The sequence below is a fragment of the uncultured Microbacterium sp. genome (assembly GCF_963528945.1).
GTDB lineage: Bacteria > Actinomycetota > Actinomycetes > Actinomycetales > Microbacteriaceae > Microbacterium.
On record NZ_CAURWX010000001.1, the window covers coordinates 668981 to 685977 of the forward strand.

The 16997-nt window shown below is 65.2% G+C and carries 18 protein-coding genes; 13 read left to right on the forward strand and 5 right to left on the reverse strand.

The window, feature by feature from the left end; all coding sequences use genetic code 11:
* Positions 1-4 precede the first annotated feature (4 nt).
* From RWS82_RS03020 to RWS82_RS03060, 9 genes are all read left to right on the forward strand, one after another.
* Positions 5-919 carry a cation diffusion facilitator family transporter gene (locus RWS82_RS03020; RefSeq protein WP_314646758.1) on the forward strand — a complete coding sequence of 305 codons (915 nt, stop codon included), beginning with the start codon at positions 5-7 and terminating at the stop codon, positions 917-919.
* On the forward strand, positions 912-1562 hold the full coding sequence (locus RWS82_RS03025; RefSeq protein WP_314646761.1) for a copper resistance protein CopC: 651 nt from the start codon (positions 912-914) through the stop codon (positions 1560-1562). The genes RWS82_RS03020 and RWS82_RS03025 overlap by 8 nt, the downstream gene beginning before the upstream one ends.
* Positions 1555-2082: a signal peptidase II gene (locus RWS82_RS03030; RefSeq protein WP_314646765.1), complete on the forward strand. Its 528-nt coding sequence runs from the start codon at positions 1555-1557 to the stop codon at positions 2080-2082. Before RWS82_RS03025 ends, RWS82_RS03030 begins: the two co-directional genes overlap by 8 nt.
* A gap of 1 nt (position 2083) precedes the next feature.
* Positions 2084-2419 carry a DUF6804 family protein gene (locus tag RWS82_RS03035; RefSeq protein ID WP_314646768.1) on the forward strand — a complete coding sequence of 112 codons (336 nt, stop codon included), beginning with the start codon at positions 2084-2086 and terminating at the stop codon, positions 2417-2419.
* Between the two features lie 137 nt (positions 2420-2556).
* Positions 2557-3501 (forward strand): cytochrome c oxidase assembly protein, encoded by a 945-nt coding sequence (locus RWS82_RS03040; RefSeq protein WP_400190055.1) that lies wholly within the window; start codon positions 2557-2559, stop codon positions 3499-3501.
* A gap of 52 nt (positions 3502-3553) precedes the next feature.
* Positions 3554-5083, forward strand: a complete 1530-nt coding sequence (gene lnt / locus RWS82_RS03045) for an apolipoprotein N-acyltransferase (protein ID WP_314646773.1) — start codon at positions 3554-3556, stop codon at positions 5081-5083.
* Entirely contained in the window at positions 5080-5574 is a 495-nt protein-coding gene (locus tag RWS82_RS03050; RefSeq protein WP_314646774.1) for a DUF3515 family protein, read from the forward strand. Before lnt ends, RWS82_RS03050 begins: the two co-directional genes overlap by 4 nt.
* Entirely contained in the window at positions 5571-7463 is a 1893-nt protein-coding gene (locus RWS82_RS03055; protein WP_314646776.1) for a cytochrome c oxidase assembly protein, read from the forward strand. The genes RWS82_RS03050 and RWS82_RS03055 overlap by 4 nt, the downstream gene beginning before the upstream one ends.
* The gene (locus tag RWS82_RS03060; protein ID WP_314646777.1) at positions 7460-8116 is read left to right on the forward strand and encodes a copper resistance protein CopC; all 657 of its coding nucleotides are present in this window, start codon (positions 7460-7462) and stop codon (positions 8114-8116) included. The genes RWS82_RS03055 and RWS82_RS03060 overlap by 4 nt, the downstream gene beginning before the upstream one ends.
* Positions 8117-8167: 51 nt before the next feature.
* Here the strand turns inward: RWS82_RS03060 and RWS82_RS03065 are convergent, their stop codons facing one another.
* Entirely contained in the window at positions 8168-8428 is a 261-nt protein-coding gene (locus RWS82_RS03065; protein WP_314646778.1) for a hypothetical protein, read from the reverse strand.
* A 69-nt stretch (positions 8429-8497) separates the two neighbouring features.
* Here RWS82_RS03065 and RWS82_RS03070 point away from each other — a divergent pair, with 69 nt between their 5' ends.
* Complete coding sequence (locus RWS82_RS03070) at positions 8498-8815, forward strand: hypothetical protein (RefSeq protein WP_314646780.1); 318 nt, start codon at positions 8498-8500, stop codon at positions 8813-8815.
* 52 nt (positions 8816-8867) lie between these two features.
* Here RWS82_RS03070 and RWS82_RS03075 read toward each other — a convergent pair whose 3' ends face one another.
* Positions 8868-9251: a hypothetical protein gene (locus tag RWS82_RS03075; RefSeq protein ID WP_314646781.1), complete on the reverse strand. Its 384-nt coding sequence runs from the start codon at positions 9249-9251 to the stop codon at positions 8868-8870.
* A complete protein-coding gene (locus tag RWS82_RS03080; protein ID WP_314648168.1) occupies positions 9248-10075 on the reverse strand; it encodes a metallophosphoesterase in 828 nt (275 codons plus the stop codon). Before RWS82_RS03080 ends, RWS82_RS03075 begins: the two co-directional genes overlap by 4 nt.
* 427 nt (positions 10076-10502) lie before the next feature.
* Here RWS82_RS03080 and RWS82_RS03085 point away from each other — a divergent pair, with 427 nt between their 5' ends.
* Complete coding sequence (locus RWS82_RS03085) at positions 10503-12155, forward strand: hypothetical protein (protein WP_314646784.1); 1653 nt, start codon at positions 10503-10505, stop codon at positions 12153-12155.
* 86 nt (positions 12156-12241) lie between these two features.
* On the opposite strand, the gene RWS82_RS15160 is transcribed toward RWS82_RS03085, so the two are convergent.
* Both RWS82_RS15160 and RWS82_RS03090 read right to left on the reverse strand, forming a co-directional pair.
* Positions 12242-12670, reverse strand: coding sequence for a helicase associated domain-containing protein (locus tag RWS82_RS15160; RefSeq protein ID WP_400190056.1), 429 nt, complete (start codon positions 12668-12670; stop codon positions 12242-12244).
* 914 nt (positions 12671-13584) lie between these two features.
* The gene (locus tag RWS82_RS03090) at positions 13585-14085 is read right to left on the reverse strand and encodes a hypothetical protein (RefSeq protein ID WP_314646786.1); all 501 of its coding nucleotides are present in this window, start codon (positions 14083-14085) and stop codon (positions 13585-13587) included.
* Between the two features lie 61 nt (positions 14086-14146).
* Here RWS82_RS03090 and RWS82_RS03095 point away from each other — a divergent pair, with 61 nt between their 5' ends.
* Both RWS82_RS03095 and RWS82_RS03100 read left to right on the forward strand, forming a co-directional pair.
* Positions 14147-15055 carry a hypothetical protein gene (locus RWS82_RS03095; RefSeq protein ID WP_314646789.1) on the forward strand — a complete coding sequence of 303 codons (909 nt, stop codon included), beginning with the start codon at positions 14147-14149 and terminating at the stop codon, positions 15053-15055.
* On the forward strand, positions 15052-16899 hold the full coding sequence (locus RWS82_RS03100) for a hypothetical protein (protein ID WP_314646792.1): 1848 nt from the start codon (positions 15052-15054) through the stop codon (positions 16897-16899). Before RWS82_RS03095 ends, RWS82_RS03100 begins: the two co-directional genes overlap by 4 nt.
* The last annotated feature ends 98 nt before the right edge of the window (positions 16900-16997 follow it).

A 16997-nucleotide genomic window follows, 5' to 3' on the forward strand; every position in this document is an offset into this window, starting at 1 on the left:
GCAAATGTCTTCTGGTCACAGCCACAGTGCCTCTGGTGGCAGAACGCCGCGGACCCGCTTGGTCGTCGCGTTCTCCATCACCGCTTCGGTGTTCGTCATCGAGGTGGTCGGGGCCGTCGTCACGGGTAGCCTCGCGCTGCTCGTCGACGCCGCCCACATGCTGACCGATGTGGTCGGCTTAGCGATGGCCGTGACGGCCGCCAGCCTGATGAACCGGCCGCCGAGTCCGAGATACACGTTCGGGCTTAGACGGGCAGAAGTGCTCGCTGCGCTCGCACAGGCGACCCTCCTGCTTGGAGTGGGGCTCTTCGCCCTCGTCGAGGGCATCCGTCGACTCTTCGAGCCTCCGGAGATCGCGTCGGGCAGTCTCCTGTTCTTCGGCATCGTGGGGTTGGTCGCAAACATCGCGTCTCTGCTGGTCCTGATGGGAGGGCGTGGCCGCAACCTCAACATGCGCGCCGCGTTCCTGGAGGTTGTCAACGACGCGCTCGGGTCGGCGGGTGTCATCCTCAGTGCTGTTCTCATCGCCGTGTTCGGGTGGTATCAAGCCGATGCGGTAGCCGGAGTGCTCATTGCGCTGCTCATCATCCCGCGCACGCTCGTCCTGTTGAAGGCCTCCGGTCGTGTGCTTCTCGAGTCCACCCCCACGGGCCTCGATCTCGAGAAGGTCCGCCGACACATGCTCGAGCTTCCCCATGTCATCGCCGTCCACGATCTTCACGCCACGCAAGTGTCAACGGATCTGCCGACACTCACCGCTCACGTCGTCGTGGACGACGCAACGACCATGGATGACTCCGCGACACTGCTGCGCTCGCTTCAAGAGTGCGTCAGCCAGCACTTCGCCATCAGCGTCGAGCACTCCACGTTCCAGATCGAAACCGAATCTCATTCCGGAGAACACTCCACGCATGTCTAAGCATCACCGCCCAGCAATCGCCTTCGCATCGCTGCTTCTGACCGCTTTCGCGGTCATCGGGCCCGCGAACGCGGCGTTCGCCCACGACGAGCTCGTCACCTCATATCCCGCGGCGGGCAGCAGCGTCGTGAACTCGCCCGATGAGATAACCCTCGGGTTCAGCGCCGCGCTCACGGAGCTGGACGGGAGCGCCGTCATCGAGGTCATCGACGAGACAGGCAACGATGTCGCACAGGACGAAGCGGACGTCAGCACCACCTTCGTGACCCAGCACCTCTCCCAGGAGGCGACACCCGGGCTCTACAACGTCCGATGGAAGGTCGTCTCCAGCGACGGGCACCCCATCAGCGGCGAGTACACCTACACAGTCGAAGGACCCGCGACAACTCCACCCACGGCGGCGGCCGAGGCTAGCCCGACGCCCACGCCGACTCCGACTGAGAACGCGGAGACACCGACTCCGTCACCATCTCCGGCCACGCAGACCTATGGCGGCACAGCCTCCGGAGGCGGAGAGTTTCCACCAGTGCTGTACCTGCTCGCCCCGATCCTCATCCTCGGCTGCGGAGTCATCGGCGTGGTGATGGCCGGCCGCCGACGTCACCGACAGGACCGAGAACAAGTTGAGCACGCGGATGCCTGAGCGACTCTGCCGCAGCGGCCTCGCCCTCATCATCGCCGCCGCCATCCTGCTCCTCGACCAAGGAACGAAAGCGGCAGCCCAGAACACACTGAGCCAACAGCACCGGATCCCCCTACTAGGCGACCTCCTCGGCCTGCAACTCGCGTTCAACCCGGGCTCCATCTTCTCGCTCGGCGCGGACAGCACCGCCGTCATCACTCTCATCGGGGTCGGAGTCACGGCGTGTCTGTTCATCGCCGCCAGCCGCACCCGCACCACGTCGGCGGCCGTAGCCTTCGGATTCCTCCTCGGCGGCGCCGTCGGGAACCTCACTGACCGCCTCTTCGCACCCCCTGCCTTCGGACGTGGCCACGTCACGGACTTCCTCGCCTACGGCGACCTCTTCATCGGAAACCTCGCCGATGTCGCGCTCGGCATCGGCGCCGCGATCCTCCTCGGCTCCGCCCTGACGGCGAGACGTACCCCTCCGCGGAACGCACAAGAACCCCTTCAGCAACCGACGAAAGAGATACACCCCTGACATGGCCCAGAAGCAGCGAACCCCCTCGCAGTATCAGCGCAACGCACTCGCACCGAGTCTCATCGCCGCTGCGATCCTCTTCCTCGCCCCTGCACTCATCACAGCCGGATGGGCACCCCTGGTCCAGTTCGTCGCGGCCATCTTCGCGCTCATCATTGCCTGGTTCGCCTTCCAGGCACGCCACTGGTGGTGGATTCCCGTCTTCGTCGCTGTCGCTGTCCTCTGGAACCCGGTGGCGCCGTTCCCGTTCACAGGGCCGGTGTGGACCGCCGCGCAGCCAGCCGCTGCCGTCGTGTTCCTCGCCGCTGGAGCGACCATCAGGATCGTTCGAAAGTGAATGCCGCCCGCTACGCCCGCAGGTGAGGGGCGCCAGCTGGTCACGCCCGTCGCTATCCCAGCAGGTCACCCGCGAACGGACGGCTCACAGATCGAATCTCGCGAAGCGATCCGAGTTCTCCAGATAGGTCTACCCACATGAGGTTTGAGTTACCCGGCGCACCGCCCAGCCTCGATACTTTCCTTGCCCCCTCGACCGTCCATCTCCCGGTGCTGCCCTTCGTCGCGGCGGTCTTCGCCTGCGGATACCTCTGCGGAGCGATCTGCCTGTGGAGGCAAGGGCGACGGTGGCCGGTCTGGCGTACCGTTTCGTTCTTCGTCGGATGCGCGCTGCTGGCCGCGGTCACCGGCCTCGGCGTCGAGGACTACGCGCACGCACTCGTATCCGTCTTCATGTTTCAGCAGCTCACCCTCATGATGACCGTGCCGCCGCTGCTGGTGCTCGGATCGCCCGGAACCCTCCTGCTTCGCGCGACTCCACACAGTGGTATCGGACTGGGCGTGCTTTCCGTTGCGCACGCGGCCTTGCGCAGCCCCGTCGCCCGTTGGGTCCTGAGCCCGTGGTGCACGGTGCCTCTGTACCTGCTCGCGTTCTACGGGCTCTACCTCGCGAATGCTGCCGACGGCATCCTTGCCCTACCGGGCGGCCAGATGGCATTGGAGGTCGGCTTCCTCATCACCGGGATGCTCTTCACGATCCCGATCCTCTCGTCCGACCCGCTTCCCGTTCGGCTTGGCCACGCAGCACGCGCGCTTGACGTCTTCGCCGAAGCAGCCCTTCACGCATTCTTCGGTGTGTTCCTCATGATGGGCAGCACCATCCTTATCACGTCCTTCGTCGCTCCGACCGAAGCGCTCGGAGTCAACCCGCTCGAGGACCAACGCCTCGCAGGAGGGCTGGCATGGTCCTACGGCGAGGCACCGACCGTGCTCATGCTTATGTACGTCATGCACAGGTGGTTCCGGGATGACACGGCGAAGGCGGCGGCAGCGGACCGATATCGCGACGTCCACGGGGACAGCGACCTGGACGCGTACAACGCATACCTACGGGGATTGGACGTCGATGGTCCACAGCGTTGAGATTCGTGATGTCGCCGGCATGAGCTCCAGGTTGGTCCTGACACGCGACCCCGTGGTCGCACCCGGTGCCCGTCGTGCGCTACCCCTGCCGGTCGCCCTAACCGCATCCGTCCTCGCGGGCGCATCACTTGACCTCGCGTATCCGGATCTCGGGTGGTGGCCGTTTGCATTCCTGAGTGTCAGCGTTGGCCTCTGGACCCTTGTCGGCCGTTCGCTACCAACGGCGTTCCTCGTCTCGGGCGGCTTTGGCGCAGCCTTCTACCTGCTGCACCTTTCGTGGGTTGTCACCTTCCTGGGACCGCTTCCGTGGCTGGCCCTGGCGGGGTTGCAGTCGATCCTCTTCGGTGCTGGTGGCGTTCTCATCGCACTGGCGTACCGGCTCAGCCGGGCGCGCGGCGGCGTCTCAGAATTGCTGATCCCGGTGTGGGTGGCAGGACTCTGGGTGCTCCGCGAGACCCTCATGGGCGCCTGGCCGTACGGCGGGTTCCCCTGGTCGCGGGTGGGACTCACGCTGGTGGACTCGCCGTTCGCCGACACCGCGTCGTGGACAGGTGCGACGGGCCTCTCATTCCTGGTGGTGCTCGTCTGCGCGAGCGCGCTGGACGCTGCTCTTCGACGAAGGTGGCAGTCCTTGGTCGCGTCGGTCGCGCTGCTCGTCGCCATGTACGCCGTCCCGCTGTTTCCGACAGAGTCCGCTGGGACCCTCCGGCTCGGATGGGTACAAGCAGACGGACCCAGCGGCTACTTCGACGCGAAGGAGCCCGGAGACATCCTCGACGCGCACCTTCGTGCCACCGAGCCGCTTCGAGGGCAAGACGTGGACCTCCTTGTCTGGCCCGAAGGGTCGGTCGACGCCGACCCCCTCAACGACTGGTCAGCCGCCGCACGTCTCGAGGAGCTCGTGGAGACGTCAGGAACGGACCTCCTCCTGAACGCCGCTACTACGCGCGGCGACGAGACGTTCAACACGTCTCTGCTGTGGACCTCGCGAGGCGCGGAACAGCTCTACGACAAGGCCCATCCCGTTCCGTTCGGCGAGTACGTTCCCGACCGATGGTTCTACGAGACGCTCGCTCCCGATCTGGTCGGCTTGATCCAGCGGGAGTACACACCGGGTTCGACCTCGCCGACCATGGACACCGCGGGCACGCGCATTGGACTGGCGATCTGCTTCGACGTCATCTACGACGACGTGATCTACGCCGCAGCCGTATCCGGGGCAGAGCTGTACGTGCTGCAGACTAATAACGCTGACTTCCGCGGCACCGACGAGAACCTCCAGCAATTGGCCATCGCGCGCATGCGCGCCATCGAGACCGGCCGCACCGTCGCGAACATCTCCACGACCGGCCGCAGCCAGATCATCACGAAGGCCGGGACTGTGACGTCGGGCCTGCCTGAGAACACCACCGGCGCTCGCATCAGCGAGGTCGCGTTGAACTCGGGAACCACCCCCGCGGTCCTACTCATGCCCACCCTCGCACCGACACTGAGCGCTGCAAGCATCCTCTGGTTCGCCGCCTTCCCGCTCGCGCGGCGCCTTTCTCCCCATTCGACACCGAAAGATCGACGAGCCTCATGAAACTCTCTCGCCTCGTACTCGCCGGCACCGCCGCGCTCGGCATCACCGCAGCGCTCAGCGGGTGCGCACCCACCGTTCACCTCGAGCCGGCCGCCGCGGCCAACGACCCGATGTGCGCAGAAGTCATCGTCCGCCTCCCGGCATCCCTGGGTGAACAAGCTCGAGTGTGGACGGACGCACAAGCGACCGCAGCGTGGGGAACGCCCAGCGTCGTCCTCCTCACCTGCGGCCTCAAGGAACCGGCACAGACCACCCAGCAATGCGTCAGCTTAGGCGGAGCCGACTGGCTCGTCGACGAGTCGGATAGCCCCAACCTTCGGCTGACGACATACGGACGCGCGCCAGCAGTGCAGGTGTTCGTCGACACCACCACCATCTCCGCCGACAGCGTCCTGGAATCTCTCGCTGGCGCCGTTCAACAGATCCCGGCAACAACGGCCTGCACGACGCCCGCCACCGACGACACGAATGCAGGGGAGGGCACACCGTGAACGTCTCCGTCCTCCGCGTAGCGGGCCCCACCATCCTCGTAGTCAGCGCCATGCTCGCAATGATCCTCGCTCTTGTGGTCGGCGATGGCGCGGCACCACGCCTCATCAGCGACCCTGGCGCACTCGTCCGGTGGGGGCTTCCCGTCGCCAAGCTCTTCGTGAACCTCTCCGGCGCACTCATGGCAGGCTCGCTCGTGTTCGCCTCCTTTGCGCTCAACGCTGCGACGAAGCCCTTCGCCGTGAGCCTTGACGCGGCATCCGTGGGCGCCGCTCTTCTCACCGTGACGAGCGCCGCCGTCGCGTTCCTGACGTTCCTGTCATCGTTCAATGCGAAGGTGGACGCGGGAGCGGAGTTCGGTGCCCAGCTCGGTCGTTTCCTCCTCGATACGGAACTCGGCCGCGCTTGGCTCGTCACCGTGATCCTCGCGGCCGTCGTGACCGTGCTGGCCTTCGCAGTGCGAGGGTACGGAGCGGTGTTGGTCACCACCGTCATCGCGTTGGTGACGCTCATACCCATGGCCACCCAGGGGCACTCCGGGGAACTGGCGAACCACGATGCTGCGGTGATGTCTTTGGTGCTCCACGTCATCGCTGCCGCCGTCTGGATGGGCGGATTGCTGTTGCTCATTTTCCTCCGCCCAACTGTCGCCAAGGGCTCGCTCGAGCACATCCTCCGCCGATACTCGACCCTCGCGCTCGCTGCATTCGTCGTCGTCGCTGTGTCCGGCTACTTCCGTGCCCTCACCGCACTCGGACGCTGGGACGATCTCGCGACCCCCTACGGAGCGATCCTGGTCGCCAAGATCCTGGCACTGGTCGTGATGGGCGTTCTCGGCGCTCTCTACCGTCGACGCCTCATTGCAGCCGCCAGCGGCGGCGGAAAAGCCTTCTGGGGGTTCGTCTGCATTGAGCTTGCTTTCATGGGTATTGCCAGCGGCGCGGCCGCGGCACTCGCCCGCACGGCGGCTCCTGCTGACATCGCGCCGGCCGCACAGTCCACGGCGGCGGAGATCTTGACGGATGCGCCAGTTCCTCCACCGCTCACAGGAACTCAGTGGGTGCTGGCGTGGAGCCCCGATCTGCTGTGGGTGTTCATCGTCGGCTTCGGGTCATTCTTCTACGCCGCCGGTGTGCGACGACTGCGACGGCGCGGAGAGCGATGGCATGCGTACCGCTCACTGAGCTGGGGCGGGGCGATGGTCCTCCTGTTCTGGGCAACGAGCGGAGCACCGGCGGTCTACGGACAATACCTTCTCAGCATGCGAATGCTCGCGGCGTGCGTTCTGATCCTCGGAATCCCGATCCTTTTGCGTCTGGCAGCTCCAGGATCGCTTGCTGAACGCACACTTCACTCGCGCCGTGACGGTTCCCGTGGACCGCTCGAGTGGCTGAGTCTCGTGACGGCCTCGCGTCTTGCACAAGTGCTGCGCCAGCCGGCCGTCGCCGGCCTGCTATTCGCCGCTACTTTGTGGTTGGTGTTCGGTAGCGACATCCTCCGTTGGTCGGTCTACGACCAGCTCGGCTACGAAGTCGTTACTGCGCTGCTGCTGGTGGTCGGGGTCCTCTTCATCGCGTCGTTCTTCGGCATGAACATCGAGGATCGACACGTACACCGATGGACACCGGCCATCCTGGTCTCCGTCGCGATGCTGACGACCGTTCTCGCCCTGCTCGTCATCGCGCGCTCGGATCTGATGGCCTCCGAATGGTTCGGAGCGATGGGACGCACATGGGGCGTCGGTCCGCTCGAGGATCAGGCCCGCGGCGGTCAGATCCTTCTGTTCGCGGGCGTCGGCGTCGCGCTTCTCGCATTCACACAGTGGATAAGCCGGGCGCGGGCCCTGAAGTCTGCACCTCGACCTCACATCATGGATGGAATCTCAGAATGAGCGCTAAGAAAACACCCTGGTACACCACAGCGATCTTCGTAGTCGCCGCGTTCATGGCGTGGGCGCCGGCGTCCGCTGCTGTCGCCCACGACAACCTCTCCGACGCCTACCCGGCCGCAGACCAGGTCGTCACGCAGGTCGACGCAGTCGTCCTCACGTTCAGCGGCGAACTCATCGACTTCAGCCAGTCGAGCTTCGCCCAGATCCAAGGTCCCGACGGTCTGTTCTACGAGACCTCCTGCTCCACCATCGACAGGAACGTCCTCACCACTCCGGTCGCGCTCGGCCCGTCCGGCTTGTATTCCGTCGTCTGGACAGCCGTCTCCAGCGACGGCCACCCCATCTCCGAGGGATACACCTTCACCTACACCGCGCCGGACCCCAGCATGTCGGACTCCGGATGGGACCTGCCTGCGTGTGGCAACGAAACCACCCGCGTTCAACCTCAATTGGCAGGGAACACACCGACCTGGCCCCCTCCGACCGGAACCACCGCGCCCACGCCAGCCGCGACGACCCCCGGGCGCACCGAAGACGCGGCGGGGATCGTCGTCCCCATCATCGTCACTGTGGTCGTCGTTGGAGCGGTCATCATCGTCACGACTTACGTAGTCAGCCGCATGCGCCGACCTCGGGCCGAGGGGAGCGAGTAGTCCTCGGGGTATCGCGCATCGCAGCGGCACGCACATGCCCCTTCTCCGACCTCATTCCCAGGCGTGATGAACATGCCAGCCGTCTTGCTCTTTAAAGACATCGAACACACGGACCGTTCCGTCCTGGCTCTCGCCTTGAAAGCGCCATCCGTAGAGCCCAGACGCCTGCTTACCGAGCGAAGACCAGATCGAGTCCCTCAACCGAGTAGGCACGTCTGTCACCCGCCACCGCTGCCCGGCGAACAGCATCCGCGACGGCAGGTCATCGACCATCCACAGGGTCGTAATGGGGTGGGTGAGGTCGGATCGCATCCATCGAGAATAGAACATAAGTACGAATGTTGCTAGCCTGGATCTCTGGCGGGAGGAAGGGGCGCCGGCATGGGGACGAGCAAGAGGTTAGCGGCGCACTATGACATGCGGTCTCAGCACCAGGAGATCCTGCGGGCAGCACAGGCGGGGCAGTTGCAGTCGCTGAGCGAACGGGAGCTTGCGCTCAGAGAGAACCCAGTGACGATCTACCCACAGCCGTATCGGGTCGTTCGCGCCTGGGTTCGCTTCGGCCCACGCGCCATCCGTGTCGACGCGAAGCTCGCACGTTCCACCCCGTACGCTGTCGGCATTGAGTTCCGGGCCGAAGAGAAGGTCTTTCGCTGTTGGGTGTGGGCGAACGCCGTCGAGAGCGCCGCTGATGCATAGAGCCTCGGCTCCGGAATGGGTGAGGGCGCAGGAGCAGCGTTCAGTCCAATGCTCAGTTGCTCCACGCCCACGCAACGTGCTTCGCGTCGCGCATCACATCATCGAGTTGTCCCGCACGTAGTTGTTCGATGGCGCTGGGTGCTTCCTCGCCAGAGTCATCGTCAACTGATGCGTTCAGCCACTGCGCCCACGTCCATCTGCCGCTGGTTCCAGAACTGAGGACCCGCAACACTTCTGCCAGGCCCTCTAACACCCGACCATCGTGCACTTGGAATGCGGGGTACAGCAGAACACCGTCATCTGTCAGTAGTTCGAGAATCTGGAGGGCAGCCGCGGCCTCGACGACCTGCTCATCGGTCCATCCGAGGGCGCGCGCCAACGAGGTAGAGCGATAGCAGGGCCCGATGATCTCGGCCCACGGGTTCACGCCGGTCATCGCGCTGCCGCCTCCCGGATCTGGCGGAGCGATGGCGTCTCGATGCGCAGCGTCTTCATGTCGAGGAATCCGACGTTGCCCTGTTGACCGTCCTGACCGAGGCTCGCCACGCGTAGTCCGTACTCGGTCTGACCACCGCCTGGTGCATGCATGTGACCGTGAATCAGGAGCTCCGGGTACACGATGTTCCAGACCTTGGCGACTCGCGCGCGGGAGTTGGCCGAGTCCCGGATGGCATCATCAGGGAATTGCATCGGGTTCGTGCGCAGGATCTCCTGGACCGCTCGCACCGGGGTTCCCGCCGGCGGCTCGTGCGTGAGCATGAGATCCGCGGGACCGCCGGCGATGGCCGCCTTCACGTGCTCACTGGTGATCTCTTCGTCCTTCCAATAGTTGACCCCTTCCTGCCGCCACGCTCTGTCGACGGACACCGCGCCGGGCAGCGACAGCACGCTGCGGCCGCCGATGGTCAGACGGGCTGGTCTCGGTAGCAACCACGTGATCTTCGAGACGCGAATGGCGGCGCCCGGATGCGCGTCGAGCAGCGGGGTGATCTGGTTCCAACTCTCGTGGTTGCCCAAGACCACGTAGATGCGCTCGATACCTGTTCCGTCGAGGGCTTCGTCGGTCGTATCGGGATCCATCGCCCAGTCGCCGAGCTGCAGCATGGTGCTCACATCCGGCGCGAGCGTCTGAGCCGCCCTCGCGACGATGTCCAGCCATCGAAAGTTGCCGTGGATGTCGCCGACGACGGCTACTCGCTGGTCAGGAAGTGAGATCTCGTGCGCGACCTCGAGTGCTTTCAGGGGCGGTGGGGTCCACATCACTCAGGTTGTCCTTCTGGTTCGTTGCGGGGGAAGTCATCGTGTTCATGCCGCCTGCGCGGCGAGAGTGGGGAGAGCTCTCGCCAATATCCGCGCCCAGCGGGCACCGCTGAGCTCAATCAAGAAGCGGCGACGCCCTCCCGGGCACGCGGTCGTGCTCGACGGTTGACTTTGCTCACGCGTCATGTCGATGACGCTTTCTCGGTGTCTCACCCGACCTCGATCCTCTCCGCGACAACAGTGGTCTGATTCACATTGCCAAGAACTCGCCCCGGGGATCGTGCTGAACTCGCATCAACTGCGAACGCGTGCGTGGAGAGCCCAGATCGAGCATGATTTGCGACACTCAGGATCACAGATTATCGTCGCGTGACTCAAAGGCTCACATGTTCGCAGAAGCGGAGATCTCGCCGCGCACAAGCCTGACATGAACAACTCAGCTACCAACATGACCACCAACAACTCGAACACGCTCGCCGGCAACGGTCTGCGCCTCCCGTCGTACGACGCCCGTCCGACGGCTCCGATCCCGACGGCCACGCTCAAGGAAGCGCTCGGTCTCGTCGACGCCTCGCGGGTCGCGGAACTGTTCGCGGACTGGGCGAAGGACGATGGCAGGTCGGTTCGCCCCGGGAATTTGACCTCTCGGCAGGTGCTCGCAGTGTGGATCGCTCTCGGACTGACGCGGAGGCCGTTGACCATCTCGAACGCCACCTCGGTGCTGTGCGAGAACCTCACGTCCGCGCGGCGCCGCGCCCTTGATCTCCCCGATGGCTTCTCATCGCTCGCTCCGGAGCAGGTCGCGCGCATGGTTGAGCGAGTGACTCGGGCTCTGATGAACACCGTCGATGCCTACCCGTCCTTATCTCGGGGACGTCGACTCACGAAGAGCGAGTGGGAGCGTGTTGTGCAGGTACGTGGTGAGCATGCCGACGAACTGCAGGAGCGACGCACGCGGTTCGTGGTCTTCGCCAACCGGCTCCTGGCAGCCCAGTACAGGGCGGCTGGAGTTGCGGACTCGGACGCCCCGGTGAGCGTCGTCGTCGACAGCTGCTTCCGTGCGGCGGGTGCCCGCGGTATCAGCCGTCGTCGGTTCGAGGCTCTCGACGCCGAAGGACGCGTTTCCGCCGAGCCTGATGCCGGCTTCGCCGTATACGGTGCGACGGCTGGCGGGCGCGGCCAGGCACGGTACGGGTGGGAGGACGAACTCGCCGTGCTGATCTCCAACGACCCCGACAAGCGACGCTCTGTGCCGAACATCGTCATCGGCATCAATCCGCACCGGCCTAGCGTCGGGTTCGCCGGTGCCGCCACCGAGATGCTTCAGGACATCGCAGCCCGCTCCGCTGGTGTGGACCATGTCGTCGTCGACCGCGCATACACGGCTTCTCAGCCGGCCTCGTTCCGTACCCCGCTCGCCGACCTCGGCGTGAAGCTCGTCGCGGAGTATCCGGCGACCCGGCTCGGAGTTCAGGGCAAGTCGGACACAGGTCTCATGGTCGACGGAACCTGGTATGCGCCTGCGCTGCCGGCACACCTGCAGGCCGCAGGTCAGAACTTCGCGCGTGCATTCTCGGCGGCGACCGACCTGAAGGAGCGTTTCCAGGCGTTCCAGGAGCTCAAGCCACTCGTCGATGCCCGGGCCGACTTCGCCCGCCTCCACCCGCACGTCCCGGCAGCCTCCTCGGATGAGCGCGATGAGCAGCACTACCCTTACCGCTCCGAGCAGTGGGGCAAGGTGTACAGCATGGGCCGTCGGGCGTTCGAGTTCTACGCCGCCTCCCTGACGGAAGCGCGGACGAAGATGGGCGCAGGAATGCGAGGCGCGACGGCACAGGCCTTCCTCAGCGTGCTCACGGTCATCGGGACGAACGCACGCATCATCGAGGACTTTCACGCCGCACGAGAGACGCCCCGCGACCGGACGGTGCCCGTTCCGCCGCTGGTTCAGGTCGCGGTGGTCGCGCCCGCGGCGGGGACGACAACATGCAAGTCCCCGCGGGTGCGCCGGGCCATGCTCCGCCCGGCTGGTGTCCGGTCCACGCAGACCCCCTGCGACAAGGGAGATAGCACCAACTAGGCGCTAAAGATGACGAACGGGCTGTCCACCTCGGACAGCCCGTTCTTCGTTTCTGCACGGACGCAGGTCTGCGTCAGTTGGTCAGTTCAGATATTGCGGGTTGCGTAGGTCAGGAGTCGTATTCGTTCAGGCGAGAGACGTCCGTCGGCCTCGGCGACGCGCTGGCGAGAGAACCAGTGGGCGAGCGCGGACTCGCCCGGAATCGAGCCCCTTACTCGGGGCGGCCGCCCTTCCACCGTGATGAAGCGACGGAGTTCCTCGGCCCGGTCCTCCCACGCGTCCGCGCGCGGCTTGTCGCTCCATCCGGGGAGCGACACCAGGGCGGCCTTCTGATCTGCAGTCAGGGTCGTGGCGCGGCGCTGTCCGGCCGCCCATCCCACGACGTCGGCGGGGATTCCATCGCTGAGGCGGGGGAGCCGTCCGAGAGCGTGGGCGTGCTCGGCGACTCTTTCGTAGCTGGCCCACCAGGGGCCGAGGTCTCTCTTGGATCTGGGGGCATTGCGTGGTGTGTGCATGCGGTAGGCATGCGCGGTGGCGTTCGCTCTGGAGTGACACGCCGTGGCGGTGGTGTCGCTCGCAGTTGATGCGACGTGTGCGCGAGCAGTCGCCCTAACTTGGCGTCATCGCAGCAGATGCCTTGGAGGAGTCATGACGTCACCGAAACCACTCGAACTCGATGACACGGTCGACGGAGTGGACCTGGACGCGCGCCGCTTCGCCGCCCTCGTCGTTGACGATGTGAGCCGCCGCGTGTCCTATCGGCACGAGAACCTACTCACGGCCGTCCAACAGCACGTTCGGTGGGCGCACGTGGTGTCGGGGCTCCCACTCGAGCGGGAGTTCCTGTTCCGGCGAGACGTCATCGCTGTGGCGGTTCAACAGCTCCCGATGAAGTCCGACGCGTCCCTCGGTCGTCGCCGTGCGATCCTCCTGCGGGTGGCGGAAGCCCTCGGAGTCTCCGAGCGAGCGATGCCGCCCCTTTACGGTTCCGAGCCGAGCGCGCCATATGCCGCGCAGGAGATCGCTGAGCTTCGGGTATGGTCCGCAGTCCAGCAAGAGAGCCGTCGGGCGTCGGCGAGGGTTCTTCTCGCTCTCGGCATGGGAGCCGGCCTGACCTCCTCGGAGCTCTGCGGGGTCACTTCGTCCGATATTTCGTCTGATGCCTCATGGATCGAAGTCTCCGGGCCCCGAGCGCGAGCCGTTTTCGTCGAGGCGGAGTGGCGTGACGCGCTGAGCGGGGCACTGCACATCGCGGACGGCCCCATCTTCCAGCCGAACGTGCGGTGGTACCCGAACAAGATCAGTGACTTCGTTCGTTCCACGCGGGGAGACCAACTTCGACCGAAGCCGCAGCGGATGCGGGCGACGTGGCTCCTGCAGCGGATGACGGAAGGGGTCCCCGTTCAAGACCTTCTGTACGCGGCCGGGGTCAAGTCGTTGGACGCGCTCGCTCGATTCGAGCGATTTCTTCCTGCACCTGCTGCTGTGCCTTCGTCAGGTAGTCGCGGACGTCGGTGAGGCGTTGCCGTTCTCTGTGCTGCTCCTCCGTCGACGGCCACGCGACCATGGAGAACGGCACCCCGGCGGCATCGAGCAGAAGCATCAAGTCATCCAGGCCGGCCGGGGTGTTTCCGTTCATGAGGCGCGACAGGCGCTCGCGGCCCCAACCCGTTCGTTCGAGGAGGTCGGCTCTCTTGTATCGACCCGCTTTCAGCCCGGCGAGCACAAGCCCGACCGTCGCGTCCTGGACCTGAGCGGCGCGGCTGCGTGCGCGCTCGGTCGAGTCCTCCGGCAATGGAGTCCAGAGTCGTCTTGCCGCGTGCTGGCCGAACTTGCCGGGGTTCGGGGCGTACATACGTGGGGCGCGGCGACTCGGGGACACCGATTCATCCTCGCACAATCTGTGATACTTAATGTCACGAATGGTCATTGCGTGAGCTTAGGAATCACTTTCTCGCGAGTGATGCGAGAACGCCGCGCACACGGTCTTCATGACAGACCTCATCGTTGCCTCGGCGTCCACCTCTCACTCGCAGTACACCCCGATGCTCGCGCCGACGACTTGGTCTCGCGTGCAGCCCTTCGTTGACAAGATCACCGCAGAGCGATGCGCTGACATGAGTCGGCGCCAGATCGAAGAGCACCAGCGGTCGCTCGCCTTCTTCGGCGACTGGATCGTGCAGACCGGCATGGTGCAGCTCGACGAAGCCTTGGCGGACGACGTGATCGACGTCTACACGGAGGACCGGGCACACGAGGTTGCGCGCGTGATGGCTGAGCGCGAGCGGAAGATGCTTCGGCGTCTGGCCGGCATCGCGCCGTCGATAGAGAAGCGCGCGGTCTCCACTGCGTCGGAACCGGAGCGCCCGTACTCCGACGAGGAACTAGCGACCTTCCGCCACTGGGCTACTTATCAGCGCACAGAGCACCAGCGCGTGGCGTGTATGGCCATCTTCGCCCTCGGCGTTGGATGCGGCCTGACCTCTGGCGAGATCCTCGCGGTCCGCGGCAGCGATCTGCTTGATCTGGACGGGGTGCTGGCTGTGCACGTCGCACGCGACGGACGAATCGTTCCCGTCGTGGACCGCTGGCGTGGATGCTTCGAGAAGGTCCTTGCTGATACCGCGGACGAGCTTCTCGTCGCACCGAACGCCACCAACCGCAAGGGTGCAATGCAACACGTGCTGCGGGGGTCTACGGGGGTCGTGAAGCCCACTCCGGCACGCTTGCGGATGACGTGGCTGGTCGCGCACCTCGAAGCTGGAACGCCGCTCGCCGCCCTGCTCCCGGCATCCGGGATGACGTCCACAGACTCCCTTCGTCGGGCGATGAGCTTCGTCCGCCCGATGTCCGATTCCCGAGCCTACGAGGCGCTCCGGATGGTCGGTGCGGCGCGATGAGAACGGACAAGCCGAAAAAGAACGACCTCTTCCTCGACGACAACGCAGACCTTGAAGACATGCTCTTCAACCCTCGCGCCCGCGGGCCCGTCGCGACCGGAATGGTGCAGCAGTGTGCCAACCTCATCGACAGCGTCGGCATTCCCGAGCTGCTCGACCAATGGGACCAGGACGTTCATGCGCCCAACCGAGGGGGGCGGCCAGCGACCGTTCCGATGCGCGGGATCCTCATCCTGTGGCTGGTGCTCGCATGGGAGCACCAGCCCCTTCAGCTCAAGAAGCTCCGCGACATCATCACCGAACGCTTGACACCCGAGACAGCCGCGATTCTCGGCATCACCCTCGACGCGTCCGTCAGCCCGGATGGCTGGTACGAGCGCGCACGCCGGTCGACCAACCGCATCATGAGCCTCATCGACTACCACCCCATCTTCAACAGACACCGCCGCCTTGAGCGATGGGAGTGGGACGACGTCCGCGCGCGCCGTGAAGAGAACGCCGAGGTGCTCTCCGTTCGCGCGCACCGAGCTGATGAGCTGATGAACCTCCTGCTGCACGCGACCTACCTCTGGATGCCCAAGCGCCTGCGCTCCGACAAGGTCTCTGTCACCATCGACGCAACCGCCGTCCGGGTGCACGCACGAGGTGTTGGTATCGGTCGCCTTGCCAATCTCAAGTCCGAAGAGACGGTCTCCATCGAACCCGACGCCGCCTTCTGGGCGCGGTCGACGGAGGATCACTCCGACGACGGCAAGACATCCATCAAGAAGATGAAGTACGCGTACGAGCTCGAGCTGGGTGTCCTCACCAGCAACGACCCGACCCGTCCGGAGGACATCCCGCACATCGTCGTCGGAATCGGCCACCACGCTCCCGCGTTCGGACCCGGCAAGGCGGCGCGCGCGATGTTCGAGAACATCATCAACAGGGGACTGCACCTCGACCACGTCATTGGCGACCGCGCGTACCTCCCCGGCGCGAAGGAAGCCGACCTTCAGAACTTCCTTCGCTCTTCCGGCGCGAAGCTCGTCATGGACTATCACAAGACCTTCCTCGGCTACCAGGACAGCTACGCGGGCGCCATCATGGTCGACGGCAACTGGTACTGCGCCTCGATGCCGCAGATTCTCATCGACGCAAGCAAGCGCTACCGCGCCGGCGAGGACGCCGACGACAAGAATCGTTCCCTGACGAAGTCTCAGCGCGCCGCGCGCGCTCAGTCTCGCTTGGAGCAGTGGCAGAGCGACGTCGCCGCACGCGCGCCCTATCTCTTCAGCCGTAAGGAGCTACCGGACGCCAAGGGACGCACACCCTGGATGTGCCCCGCCGCCGGCAACTCACCCACTGCTTCCTGTCCCCGTAAGCCGACCAATCTGGCCTCCGGCAAGGTTCCGCTGACCATCATCAGGCGACCCGTCGAAGGACCCGCGAAGGTCTGCGATAACAAGACGAGCACCACCTTCCCCGCTGAGGCGGGCGGCAAGTTCGCCCAGGAGTACCAGTACGGTTCGAAGGAATGGCGCGAGATGTACGGCCACGGCCGTAACAGTGTCGAATCCTTCAACGCCTACCTCAAGGACGGCGGCACCCATGCACTCGAGGATGGATCCCGTCGGCGGCTGCGCGGCTCCGCAGCGCAATACTTCTTGGCCACGATGACTGTCGTGGCTGCGAACCTCGACAAGATCATCGACTTCGCGGCTCAGAAGGTTGAAGACGGTCTTGACCACGAGTCTGGCATCGCCGCACCGCGTGCCAAGCAGCGCAAGCCTCGTCGCAGCACTCCGCAGCAGCGCGTGACGCACCAGCGTGGTCGAGCGAAACGAAATCCCGTCCGCACGTAGCGGGCGGGTTCGCTACACCCATTCAGATCACCGGCTCGAAGGTCGGCGCCAGCATGCCCAATCTCGGGTACCGGCGTCAGTCTTCGGGCCTTTTCTGT